9 protein-coding genes are annotated in these 12,807 nt (G+C 66.2%); 1 reads left to right on the forward strand and 8 read right to left on the reverse strand.

The features are described from left to right. Positions 1 to 16 precede the first annotated feature (16 nt). The 5 genes from ACE039_RS19920 to ACE039_RS19940 form a co-directional block, all read right to left on the reverse strand. Positions 17 to 1,216 carry a M20 aminoacylase family protein gene (locus tag ACE039_RS19920; RefSeq protein WP_485823160.1) on the reverse strand — a complete coding sequence of 400 codons (1,200 nt, stop codon included), beginning with the start codon at positions 1,214 to 1,216 and terminating at the stop codon, positions 17 to 19. A 69-nt stretch (positions 1,217 to 1,285) separates the two neighbouring features. Next, entirely contained in the window at positions 1,286 to 2,269 is a 984-nt protein-coding gene (locus ACE039_RS19925) for a Bug family tripartite tricarboxylate transporter substrate binding protein (RefSeq protein ID WP_485823161.1), read from the reverse strand. 232 nt (positions 2,270 to 2,501) lie between these two features. After that, complete coding sequence (locus ACE039_RS19930; protein ID WP_485823162.1) at positions 2,502 to 3,989, reverse strand: efflux transporter outer membrane subunit; 1,488 nt, start codon at positions 3,987 to 3,989, stop codon at positions 2,502 to 2,504. A gap of 5 nt (positions 3,990 to 3,994) precedes the next feature. Further along, the gene (locus tag ACE039_RS19935) at positions 3,995 to 7,144 is read right to left on the reverse strand and encodes a multidrug efflux RND transporter permease subunit (protein ID WP_448708781.1); all 3,150 of its coding nucleotides are present in this window, start codon (positions 7,142 to 7,144) and stop codon (positions 3,995 to 3,997) included. Between the two features lie 40 nt (positions 7,145 to 7,184). Further along, positions 7,185 to 8,366 (reverse strand): efflux RND transporter periplasmic adaptor subunit, encoded by a 1,182-nt coding sequence (locus ACE039_RS19940; RefSeq protein ID WP_485823163.1) that lies wholly within the window; start codon positions 8,364 to 8,366, stop codon positions 7,185 to 7,187. A gap of 214 nt (positions 8,367 to 8,580) precedes the next feature. Here ACE039_RS19940 and ACE039_RS19945 point away from each other — a divergent pair, with 214 nt between their 5' ends. Next, the gene (locus tag ACE039_RS19945; RefSeq protein ID WP_105556787.1) at positions 8,581 to 9,153 is read left to right on the forward strand and encodes a TetR/AcrR family transcriptional regulator; all 573 of its coding nucleotides are present in this window, start codon (positions 8,581 to 8,583) and stop codon (positions 9,151 to 9,153) included. A gap of 30 nt (positions 9,154 to 9,183) precedes the next feature. Here ACE039_RS19945 and ACE039_RS19950 read toward each other — a convergent pair whose 3' ends face one another. Genes ACE039_RS19950 through ACE039_RS19960 form a run of 3 tightly spaced genes read right to left on the reverse strand, consistent with a single transcriptional unit; the run spans position 9,184 to position 12,505 of the window. Continuing rightward, on the reverse strand, positions 9,184 to 10,194 hold the full coding sequence (locus ACE039_RS19950) for an aldo/keto reductase (protein WP_448708782.1): 1,011 nt from the start codon (positions 10,192 to 10,194) through the stop codon (positions 9,184 to 9,186). A gap of 34 nt (positions 10,195 to 10,228) precedes the next feature. After that, positions 10,229 to 11,284, reverse strand: a complete 1,056-nt coding sequence (locus tag ACE039_RS19955) for a serine hydrolase domain-containing protein (RefSeq protein WP_485823164.1) — start codon at positions 11,282 to 11,284, stop codon at positions 10,229 to 10,231. A gap of 24 nt (positions 11,285 to 11,308) precedes the next feature. Next, complete coding sequence (locus ACE039_RS19960) at positions 11,309 to 12,505, reverse strand: pyridoxal-phosphate-dependent aminotransferase family protein (RefSeq protein WP_485823165.1); 1,197 nt, start codon at positions 12,503 to 12,505, stop codon at positions 11,309 to 11,311. Positions 12,506 to 12,807 lie beyond the last annotated feature (302 nt).

The following is a 12,807-nucleotide window of genomic DNA, read 5'->3' on the forward strand; positions in this document are numbered from 1 at the left end:
GCGCAGCCCCGCCGGTTCAACCGCGCCGGGGCTGCGCGAACCAGGCCTCGGCCAGCTTCACGAACGCGCTGGCGCCGATGGGCAACAGCGCGTCGTTGAAGTCATAACTGGTGTTGTGAACCAGGCACGGCCCCTCGCCATGGCCCAACTCACGATGGCCGCCGTCGCCGTTGCCGATGAAGCAGTAGCTGCCGGGCACGGCTTCCAGCATGAAGGAAAAGTCTTCCGCCGCCATGATGGGTGTCTGGGCCATCACCCGCTCGGCGCCGACCACCTGCGCCAGCGCCTCCCGCATGAAGGCCGTCTCGGCTTCGTGGTTGATGGTCGACGGATAGTGGCGGGTGAAGACGAACTCGCATTCCGCGCCAAACATGGCGGCCACGTGCCGCGCCACCTCGCCCATGCGCCGCTCGATCAGATCCAGCGTCTCGGCCGTGTAGGCCCGCACCGTTCCTCCCAGTTCGCAGGTATCGGGAATGACGTTGACGGCCTCGCCGGCCCGCAGCGTGGTCACGGAAATGACGGCCGTCTCCAGCGGCTTCTTGTTGCGGCTGATGATGGTCTGGAAAGCCTCGATCATCTGGCCCGCCGCCGGGATCGGATCGACCGCCAGGTGCGGCATGGCCGCATGGCCGCCCTTGCCGCGTATCGTCACGTGGAATTCGCTATTGGACGCCAGCACCGGGCCGGGCGACGACGCGAAACAGCCCTCCGGGATGCCTGGCATGTTGTGCATGCCGAACACGGCCTCCATGGGGAATTTCTCGAACAGGCCGTCGCGCATCATCTCGCGCGCGCCGCCGCCGCGCTCTTCGGCCGGCTGGAAGATCAGGTACACGGTGCCGTCGAAATTGCGATGCTGGGCCAGATACTGGGCGGCGCCCAACAACATGGCGGTGTGGCCGTCGTGCCCACACGCGTGCATCACGCCCGCATGTTTGCTGGCATGCGCGAACTGGTTCGCCTCCTGCATCGGCAACGCGTCCATGTCGGCGCGCAACCCCAGCGTGCGCGACGAGGTGCCGTTGCGGATCACGCCCACCAGCCCGGTCTTGCCGAAACCACGGTGCAGCGGGATGCCCCAGCCCTCCAGCAGCTCGGCCACCCGTTGCGCCGTGCGGTTCTCTTCGAACGCCAGTTCGGGATGCGCATGGATATCACGCCGGATGTCGCGAATGGCGGACGCGTGTTCAACAATCTCTTCAATCAGGTTCATGGCTGCGGGTTCGGCGCCGCGCACGGCGCCGTTGATTCCAGGTTCGAGGAAAAAGGGAAAGAGGAAAGGTCAATCGGGCTTGATGCCCAGCTTGCGCAGCACGGGGCCGGACGCCTTGCGCTCATCGGCGACGCGCTGCGCGAAGGCGGCCGCGTCCAGATGGTACGGCAGCGAGCCGTGACTGGCGTACATCTGCCGCATGGCGCCGTCCTGCTGCGCGCGGCCGATCTGGGCGTTCAGGCGTTGGACGATAGCGTCAGGCGTGCCGGCGCGCGCCGCCACCCCCAGCCACACCGCGCCTTCGAAGCCACGGAAGTCCTGCTGCGCCAGCGTCGGCGCGCGGCCGAAGGCCGCATCGGGCACGCCATCGCTGATGGCCAGCACGCGCAGGCGCCCTTCCTTGACCATGGGCTCGACCAACGCGGTACCGGCGAAGTACATCTGCGTGTCGCCCGCCAGCACCGAATTCAGCGCGCCGGTACCCGTCTTGAACGGCACGTGCATGATGTCGACGCCCGCCTGTTCGCGCAGCATTTCAAACAGCACGTGGGGCGGGCTGCCATTGCCCGAAGACGCATAGTTCAACCGGCCCGGCTGCTGGCGGGCCAGCCCGAACAACTGCGCCAACGACTGCGCGGGCACCTTGTCGTTGACCGTCAGCGCCATGGGGATGACGGCCAGCGGGCTGACCGGCACAACGTCGCGGACGGGGTCATACGTCAGCGCGGGAAATATGTAGGGGTTCCACACCAGGTGGGCGTTGGTGACCAGCGCCAGCGTGTACCCGTCGGGCGGTGCCGACTTAAGCTGCTGCATGGCCAGCAGGCCGCCGGCGCCAGGCTTGTTCTCGACGATGACAGGCTGCCCAAAGGCGTGATGCAGCCGTTCGGCCAACGGCCGCGCGAACAGGTCGGGCAAGCTGCCCGGGCCGCCGTTGACCACGATGGTTATCGGCCGCGCGGGCCAGTCCGCCGCCTCGGCCGGCGTGCCTGCCGCCAAGGCGGCGCAGGCGACCAGGCCGGCCCACACCCACTGCAAGCCACTGCGCGGCATGCCGGAACGCACCGCCCGCATCCGCCCCGCACGCGGCGACGCCGCGCGGGATAACTGCCGGCAGGGCCGGCTGTCGCATGGACGTATCACTGCTTGTCTCCTCGTGCGCCTGCCGCCGGCGCAAGGCCAGAGAGTGGCAGCCGGCTATCTGGCGGCGCTTTTTTTCTACGATAAGCAGCATAAATCTCGACGTCAACTATTTTTATCGAGATTTCTGGAAAATGGGGCTACATCATCCCTTCCCCGCCCCGTCCGCCGCAGGCGCTGCGCCCCGTTGCGCAGCCTGTTCCGCAGGCCGCGCCCCCGGCCATCCCCCGCCCAGCGCCTTGAACAAGGTCGCCAACGCGATCTGGCGCTGGGTGCTGACCTCGATGTAGCTCAACTGGTCGGTGAATGCGCTGCGTTGGGCGTCCAGGTAGCGCAGGTGGCTGTCCACGCCGCCGCGGTAGCGGGCTTCGGACAGGCGCATGGCTTCCTGGCTAGATTCGGCCAGCGCGCGGCGTGACGCCTCTTCGCGCCGAAGCGTATCCGTCGCGGCAAGCGCATCGGCCACTTCCTTGAACGCCGTCTGGATGGTCTTTTCATACGCCGCCACCGCGATGTCCTTGCGCACGTGCGACAAGTCCAGGTTGGCGGTGTTGCGTCCGCCCGCGAAGATCGGCAGCGTGATCTGTGGCGCGAAGGACCAGGCGCGCTGCCCCCCGTCGAACAGGTTGGACAGGTCGGCGCTGGAAGAGCCGAACAGGCCGGTCAGCGAAATACTGGGAAAGAACGCCGCGCGGGCCGCACCGATGCTGGCGTTGCGCGACTGCAGCTGGTGTTCGGCAGCCAGGATGTCCGGCCGGCGTTCCAGCAGTTCGGACGGCGCGCCCGCCGCGATTTCCTGCAGCAGCACGGGTGACGCCGCCAGTTCCCGAGGCAGGTACGGGCTCAGGTCGTTGACGCCCACCAGCAGCGCCAGCGCGTTGCCCGCCTGGCGCACCTCCCGGTCCATCCGTTCCAGCTCCGCCCGTGCCTGCTCGGTCAAGCCCAGCGCTTCCTGGTAGTCCAGCGCCGTGGCCGCCCCGGCCTGGCGCCGTTTGACGATCAGTTCAAGCGACGATTCGCGGCTGGCCAGCGTCTGGCGCGTGACTTGAAGGCGGCGCTGCGCGCTGTCGCGGGTCAGATACGCCTGGATCACTTCGGCGACCAGGCTGATCCGGGTGCCATGGGCGGTTTCTTCGGTGGCCAGGTATTCCTGCAGCGCGGCGTCCGACAGGCTGCGCACGCGCCCGAACAGGTCGATCTCGAACGCGGTCAGCCCGATCCCTGCCTGATAGGTGCTTTGCACGCCAGCGCTGCCCGTGCCGCTCACGTCGCCCGGCACCCGCTGGCGCGTACCGCTGCCCTGGGCGTTGAATCCCGGCAAGCGGTCCGCGCGCTCGATCCGGTACTGCGCGCGCGCCGCTTCGATGTTCAACACGGCCTGGCGCAAGTCCCGGTTGTTTTCAAGCGCCAGCGCCACCAACTGGCGCAGCGGCGCATCGGTCACGAACGACTGCCAGTCCAGCGTGGTGGCCGCCGACGGCCCGGCGGGCGCGGCCGATTGATTCAACGACGCCGGATACTGCGCCGGGATGGGCGCGTCAGGCCGTTGATGGACCGGCGCCAGCGAACATCCCGCCAGCGCGGCGCTCAGGGTCAGGGCGCCAAGGCGCAAAGGGAAATAGGTTTGCATCATGAGTGTCATTCCTGGGCCGTGCGCGGGGCCGGCAAGGCGTCGGATGCCGGCTGGCCGCCTTGCTTCGACACCCGCGACAGCACCCACACGAAAAAGATGGGCACGAAGATCACGCCCAGCAACGTGGCGGTCAGCATGCCGCCAATCACGCCCACGCCCAGCGCGCGCTGGCTAGCCGCGCCCGCGCCAGTGGCCAACGCCAACGGCACCACCCCCAGGATGAACGCCAGCGACGTCATCACGATGGGCCGGAAGCGCAGCTTGGCGGCCTGGATGGCGGAGTCCATCAGAGAATGGCCTTGTTCGCGCAGGCTCTTGGCGAACTCCACGATCAGGATCGCGTTCTTGGCGGCCAGGCCGATGATGGTGATCAGGCCGACCTTGAAATACACGTCGTTCGACATACCCAGCACCGTCACCGCCAGAACCGAACCCAGCGCGCCGATCGGCACGATCAGCATGACCGACGCGGGAATGGCCCAGCTTTCATACAGCGCGACCATCAGCAGGAACACGACCAGGAAGGCCAGCGCGAACAACATCGGCGCCTGGGCTCCCGCGAACTTTTCCTGATAGGACAAGCCCGTCCATTCATAGCCGATGCCGCTGGGCAGCTCCGACACGATGCGCTCGATTTCAGCCATCGCTTCACCGGTACTGCTTCCGGGCATGGCGTCGCCCGCGATCTTGAACGCCGGATAGCCGTTGTAGCGCGAGATCTGCACGGGCCCGGTCTCCCAGCCCGTCTGCACGAAGGCGCTTAGCGGCACCATCCCGCCCGACTTGTTGCGCACGTTCAGCATCAGGATGCTCTCCGGCGTCATGCGGTCGCGCACGTCCGCCTGCACCACCACCCGCTGCAAGCGCCCAGCGTTGGCGAAGTCGTTGATGGTGGCCGACCCGTAGGCCGACGAGATCGCAGTGCTGATGGTGTCAAAGCCGATGCCCAGCGCTTCGGCCTTCTGGCGGTCGATGTCCAGGCGCAACTGCGGCGCGTCGGCCAGCCCTTCCATCATGGCGTAGGCGATCATCGGCGAGCTGTTGGCCTTGGCCAGCAACTGGTTGCGGGCGTCAGTGAGTGCCGCGCGCCCGAGGCCGCCGCGGTCCTGCAAACGCAGCGCAAAGCCGCCTGAGTTGCCCAGACCCTCGATGGGCGGCGGGTTGACCGCCATGACCGTGCCGTCATCGATGGCGGCAAACCGCGCGTTCACGCTATTGGCCACGTCGGTGGCGGCCTGGCCCTTGCCGCGCTCGGACCAGTCCTTCAGCGACGGGAAGGCGATGCCCGCATTCTGGCCCGTGCCCGAAAAGCTGAAGCCCATCACCGTGAAAGCGTCGCCCATGGCATCCAGCGACATCAGGTGCTGCTCAACGTCGGCCACGACCTTGTCGGTGCGGGTATGGGTGGCGCCCGGCGGCAGCTGCATGTCGACGATGACATAGCCCTGGTCTTCGGGCGGCACGAAGGACTCCGGCACGCGCACGTACAGCACGCCCAGCACGGCCACGATCGCCACGTAGATCACCATGTAGCGTCCGGTGCGCTTGACCAGCCGCGAATTCAGCGCCTCGAAACGCGTGGTCAGGTGGTTGAAGCGACGGTTGAACCAGCCGAAAAAGCCTTTCTTTTCATCATGGTGCCCCTTGGGGATGGGCTTGAGGAACGTGGCGCACAGCGCCGGCGTGAAGGTCAGCGCCAGGAAGCCCGAGAACAGGATGGACACCGCCAGCGACAGCGAAAACTGTTGATAGATAACTCCGACCGAACCGCTCATGAACGCCAGCGGCAGGAACACGGCGGCCAGCACCAGCGTGATGCCGACGATGGCGCCCGACACCTGCTCCATCGCCTTGATGGTCGCTTCGCGCGGCGGCAGGCCCTCTTCGGCCATGATGCGTTCCACGTTTTCGACCACCACGATCGCGTCGTCCACCAGGATGCCGATTGCCAGCACCATGCCGAACATCGTCATCATGTTCACCGAGAAGCCCAGCACCGACATCACCGCGAAGGTGCCCAACAGGCATACCGGCACCACGATCGTCGGGATCAGCGTATAGCGGATGTTCTGCAGGAACAGGAACATCACCAGGAAGACCAGCACCATTGCCTCGAGCAAGGTGTGCACCACCTTTTCGATTGCCACGCTGACGAAGCGCGACGTGTCGAACGGCACCGAAAACGCAACGTCTTCCGGGAACGAGGCCGACAACTCCTGCAAGCGCGCCTTCACGGCCTTGACCGTGTCGATCGCGTTGGCGCCCGGGGCCAGCTGTACGGCGGCGCCGACCGACTTCTTGCCGTTCAGGCGCGTTTCGAAGTCGTAGCTCTGGCGGCCCACTTCCAGCCGCGCCACATCGGCCAGGTGGACGGAAGAGCCGTCGGCATTGGCGCGCAGCACGATCCGGCCGAATTCTTCCGGCGAATCCAGCATGCCCTTCACGGCCAGCGTGGCCGTCAGTTCCTGTTCGGGCGAACCGGGGCGGCTGCCGAAACTGCCGGCGGGCACCTGCACGTTCTGTGCGGCAATGGCGGCGTTGACGTCGGCCACCGACAGGCCCAGGCCCAGCAGCTTTTGCGGATCGATCCAGACTCGCATGGCCGCTTCGGCCCCGAAGAACTGCACCTTGCCCACGCCGTCGACGCGGCGGATCTCGTTGTTGATGTTGCGCGCCGCGTAGTCGGACAGGCCCACTACGTCCTTGTGCGCGTCATCGCCCTTGTAGGTCAGGGCGTAGATCATCAGGAAGTTGGAACTGGCCTGCTCGACTTGCAGCCCCTGCTGCGTCACGGCGGACGGCAGGCGCGCTTCCGCCTTCTTGATGCGGTTCTGCACGTCCACCTGGGCCAGGTCGGGGTCCGTGCCGGGTTCGAACGTGACGGTGATTTCCGCGCTGCCGCTCGAGCTACTGGACGACTCGTAATACAGCATGTGCTTGGCGCCGTTCAACTCTTCCTCGATGACGCTCGTCACCGAATCGACCAGCACCGATGCGGATGCGCCCGGATAGACGGCAGAGATCGTCACCTGGGGCGGCGCCACCACCGGAAACTGCGACACCGGCAGCGACGGGATCGCCAGCAGGCCCGCCAGCGAAATGAAGATGGCCACCACCCACGCGAAATTGGGGCGGCCAATGAAAAACTTGGACATGATCTATCCTTGGGAATGCATGCGGGGCACGGGCTGCCGGTCAGTTCGCCACCGGGGCCGCGGCCTCGGTGGCGGCGGCGACCTTCGGCTGCGCCGCTGGCGTCACGCTGACTTTCTGGCCAGGCACGGCGGCGTTGACGCCGCCCACGATGACGCGGTCGCCGGCGCTCAGGCCATCGACGATGTGCCAATCGCTGCCGCGCATCGTGCCGGTTTGCACCAGACGCGATTCCACGACCTCGTCCTTGCCCACCACCATGACCTGCGGCTTGCCATCGGTGCTGCGCAACACCGCGCGCTGCGGCACCAGGATGGCTTCGGGGTCCACGCCTTGCCGGGTCTGCACGCGCACATACATGCCGGGCAGCAGCAGCACATCGGGGTTGGCGAATTCGCCGCGCACGGACACCTGCCCCGTGCCACGGTCGACCGCAATGTCGGAAAACAGCAGACGGCCGCTGCGACGCTGGTCGGTGCCGTCGATGGTGATGGAGATATTGGCGCCCTCGCCCTGCCCCAGGCTGCCATCCTGCAACGCGGCGCGCATGCGCAGCATGTCCGCCACGGGCTGGGTGAAGTCCACGTAGACGGGGTCCAACTGCTGGATCTTGGCCATGACCGTGGCCTCGTTCTGGCCCACCAGCGCGCCCTCGGTGACCTGGGCCCGGCCGATGCGGCCCGAAATCGGCGCCTTGACCGTGGCGTAGTCCAAGTTCAATTGCGCGGTTTCCACATCCGCCTGCGCGGACCGGCGCGCGGCCTGGGCGCTCTTTAGCGTGGTGGTGGCGGTATCGAAATCCTGCTGGCTGACGGCCTCGATCTTGACGAGCGGCGTGTAGCGTTTGACGATGGCCTGCGCATCCGACACGGCGGCATCCGCACGGGCCAGGTCTCCCAGGGCACGCGACAACGCCGCCTTGAATGGCGCCGGGTCGATGCGGAACAACACGTCGCCCGCCTTCACGTCGGCGCCTTCCTCGAAATTGCGGCTAAGCACGATGCCCGCGACACGGGCGCGAACTTCGGCCACCCGCATCGGTTCCACCCGCCCCGGCAGCGCGCTGGTAAGCGCGTAGCGCTCGGGTTGTACCGACAGCACTTGCACCGGGCGCGGCGCCGACGCCTGCGAATGCGCATCCTGGTCCCCGCCGCACCCCGCCAATGCGATGGACGCCAACAACGCCGTCAGGGGCCACTGCCACCTGGTTTGATTCTTCATCATCGATACCCCCCGCCCGCGGCGACCTGAATTCAATAAGCCGCTGATGGTACCTTGGAGTTCATTTTGAATCAATGATGATTCATATGATTCTGTGAAGTTCGTTGCACCGGACTTAACAAGTTTTTACTTGCCAATTAAGCCAGAATTTGTACAAAGTGAATCGCCCGTGATTCAATAGCGCCTATCAAGTTCGAGACAAGAACAGGGACGGAACATGTCTGACGAGGCGGGGCACGAGAAGCTACTAGTGGCGTTGGCCATGGCAATGGTTGACCAGCCGCGGGCCACCTTGCAGGAACTGGCGAAGGCAGTCGGCGTCAGCAAGGCGACGCTTTACCGGTTCTGTCAGACGCGGGACCAACTGGTCCTGCGCTTGACGACCCATTGCGCCCATGTGATGAAGAAGGCGCTGGCGGACTCGCATCTGGACACGGCGCCCCCGCGCGAGGCGCTGCGGAACCTGATTCATCAGAACCTGGCTCACAAGGAATTGACGGCTTTCCTGATGTACAACTGGAAGCCCGATAACGAGCAGCAACCCGACATCATGAACAGCTGGTCGGGTTACCTGGAATCCATGGATGCGTTCTTCCTGCGCGGACAGCGTGAAGGCGCCTTCCGGGTGGACATCACGGCGGCGGCACTGGCGGAAATGTTCTTCGGGGTGCTGACCAGCATGATGGACGCCGAACGACGCGGACGCGTCGCCCGGCTAGGCATCGCCACCGCGGTCGAACAGATGATGCTGCACGGTATCGCAGCAGAACCGGTCCGCGCCTCGGCCTGAGGCGCGCGCCGGAAACCCGGGCGCGAGCCGTTATGCAGCCGCCACGGGCCGCCCGTGGAACGGGTAGTTGGGATCGTTGTAGCCGTGCGTGGACGCATGGCCCGGCGTCACCCAGCCGTCCACGACGGCTTCGTCTTCGGCGGTGATCGTCACGTCCAGCGCGGCGTAGTAGTCGTCCATCTGCGCCAGCGTGCGCGGGCCCGCGATCACGCTCGTGATGACCGGATTGGCCAACACCCAGGCCGTGGCGAAATGGCCCGGCTGCACGCCCCGCGCCGCGCTGTGCCGCACCAGCTGTTGCGCGATCTGCAGCGATTCTTCGCGAAACTCCGTGGCCAGGATGCGGCGGTCGCCGCGCCCGGCGCGGGTGTCGGCGGCCGGCGCCTGGCCGGGCAGATACTTGCCCGTCAGCACGCCGCGCGCGATGGGGCTGTACGGCACCACGCCCAGACCGTAATGCTTGCAGGCCGGCAGAATTTCCACCTCGGGTCCGCGGTTCAGCATGTTGTAGTAAGGCTGGCACACCACGGGTTGCGGCACGCCCATCTTTTCGCACAGGCGCATGACTTCGGCGATGCGCCAGCCGCGGAAATTGGACAAGCCGAAGCTGCGCAGCTTGCCCGACCGGATCAGGTCGCCCAGCGCCCACAGCGCCTCTTCGAGATTTTCCTCGTGGTAGTCGCGGTGCAGGTACAGGATGTCCATGAAATCCGTGCCCAGGCGCGACAGGCTCTGTTCCACCCCACGCATCAGCCACTGGCGCGAGTAGTGCGCCTGATTCGGCCCCTTGCCCACCGGGTTGCCGATCTTGCTGGCCAGCACCCAGTCGTGGCGCTGCCCTTGCAGCAGCTTGGCCACGACTTGTTCCGAGCGGCCTTCGTTGTAGACGTCGGCCGTATCGATGAAATTCAAGCCATGGTCGCGCGCCGACGCGACAATGCGCGCCGCCTCGTCGTCAGGCGTCTGTTCTCCGAACATCATGGTGCCCAGGCATAGCGGCGACACGCGCAGATTGCTGGTTCCCAGTCGGCGGTAGTTCATGGCATCGTTCCTTGGTCGGTGAGAGCTCAGAATGTTACGCCTGTGGCGCGTCCACCGCTGCAAGGATCTTGCCGAACAAGGCATCCGCATGGGCGGAATTCAGCCAGCGCACGATCACCACCATCTTGCGTTCCGGCTCCACCCACGTGAACGAGCTGCCCGCGCCCACACCGAAGAAGCTGGTGGCCGGCACGCTGGGAAACACCCGGCCTTCGTGGTTGAGCCAGATCAGGTAGCCGTAGTACGGCGCGATGGCGCACGGCGTGCGCATGGCTTGAATCCACTCGCGCGACAGGATCTGTTTGCCGTTGGCCTGGCCGTCGTCAAGCAGCATCTGGCCGATCAACGCCTGGTCCCGCGCGCTGATGGACATGCCGCCGCCCCAGTGCGAGCCGCCGGGAACCGACGGCATGCGCTGGCCGTCGATCTCGACCCAGGCGGTGTCGTAACCCACCCATTGCCAGTTTTCGCTGGCGCCGATGGGGCGCGTGACGGCTTCGCGAAACACGTCGGGCAGCGGCTTGCGGAACAAGTGCAGCAACGCGTAGGACAACTGGTTGATGCGCACGTCGTTGTATTCCCAGTACGTGCCGGGGCGCTGCAAGGGACGCGCGTCGCCCTTCTTGCCGTCGGGCGGCACGCCGAACGTGACGGCGCGATAGCGATCCGCCTGGTCCGACACACCGAAGCGCTCGCCTTCCCATTCGCTCGTCTGCTGCAACAGGTGACGCCAGGTGATGTCGGCGTTCTGGCCGTCGTCAAAGCCGATGCCGGGCACCCGCTTGCCCACGGGCTCGTCGACGTCGGGCAGCAGGCCCCGGTCGTGCGCTACGCCCGCCAATATCGCCAGATATAGCTTGGCGACGCTGAAGGTCAGGTCGGCGCGATCGGGTTCGCCCCAGGACGCGACCGTCTTGCCGTCCACCACCACCACGCCCGATACCGGCCCACGGTCATGGATCGGGCCCAGCAGGCGGTTCCAGGGCGGCGGATCGTTCAGGTGCACGCCGAAATTGCCCTTGACGCTGCGGTCCCAGGTGGATTCGTGTTCATTGGCGAATTGGATCGCCTGCTGCATAAGCGCGTTCATCGTTTCCCTCGTTATTGTGGTGTGTCAGGCCGTGGCGCCCTGGGGCGTCCTGGCCAGGAATTCCATCGCGGCCTGCGTGCCGCCGGCGCGATGCGGCACGCAGGCGGCCGCCAGGCCCATCTCGACCCCGGCCAGCGTGCCGCACAGGGTCAGGTCATTGAAATGGCCCAGGTGGCCGATGCGGAAGACACGGTCGGTCAGTTTGCCCAGCCCCTGCCCCAGCGACATGTCGAAGCGGTCCAGGATGACCTTGCGCAACGCATCCGCGCCATGGCCTTGCGGCATCAGCACGGCGGTCAGGGCGGGACTGTGCGCCGACGGTTCCAGGCTAAGCAGTTCCAGCCCCCAGCCCGCCACGGCCAGGCGCGTAGCACGCGCATGGCGTTCGTGCCGGGCGAACACGCGCGGCAACCCCTCGGCTTGCAGCATGGCCAGCGCTTCGTGCAGCCCGTACAGCAGGTTGGTCGACGGCGTGTAGGGAAAATAGCCGTTGGCGTTGGCGGCCAGCATGTCGCGCCAGTCCCAGTAGGCGCGCGGCAGGCGCGCCGTGTCGGCAGCGGCCAGCGCCCGTGCGCTGACCGCGTTGAACGCCAGGCCCGGCGGCAGCATCAGGCCCTTCTGCGAGCCGGCCACCGTCACGTCCACCCCCCATTCGTCGTGCCGGTAGTCGACCGACCCCAGCGACGAGATCGTGTCCACCATCAATAACGCGGGATGCGACGCGGCGTCGATGGCGGCGCGCACGGCGGCGATGTCGCTGGTGACGCCGGTCGAGGTCTCGTTATGCACGACGCACACGGCCTTGATGCGGTGCTCCGCGTCCGCGGCAAGGCGCGCGCCAATCACGCCGGGATCCACCGGATGCCGCCAGTCGCCTTCCACGTAGTCCACCTCCAGCCCCAGGCGTCCCGCCAGCTTCTTCCACAGGCTGGCGAAATGGCCGGTTTCCACCATCAGCACACGGTCGCCGGGCGACAGCGTGTTGACCAGCGCCGCCTCCCATGCCCCGGTGCCCGAAGACGGGAAGATGATCACGGGGGACTGCGTCTGGAAGACCTGCTTGATGCCGGCCAGCACCGCCAGCCCCAGCTCCCCGAACGCCGGCCCGCGATGGTCGATGGTGGGCTGGTCGATAGCGCGCAGCACGCGGTCGGGCACATTCGTCGGCCCCGGAATCTGCAGAAAATGCCGGCCGGACGGATGGGAGTTCAGGGTAAGCATGCGTAGCCCCAGAGTGGAATTTTTTGTATACCAACGAAAGACGCGCGACAGACGAACGATGTTTGCCGCGCAGGCGGACTTGCGGCATGCGCCACTCTATCCCATTGTTTTTACATCGATAACCTAGGGTATACACCCATGATTGATCCGCTTGCCGCAGGTTTATAGTCTAAAAAAATACGGGGAAAAGTTGGTATACAAATGAGCAGCAATCCTAGCCTGATGCCGAATCTGGCCGGGCCGGCGCATGCGGGTTCCGCCGATGCCGGCGCGACGCCGACCGCCGTGGCCCTGCCCCCGGC

The organism is Achromobacter maghribensis, from assembly GCF_057334215.1.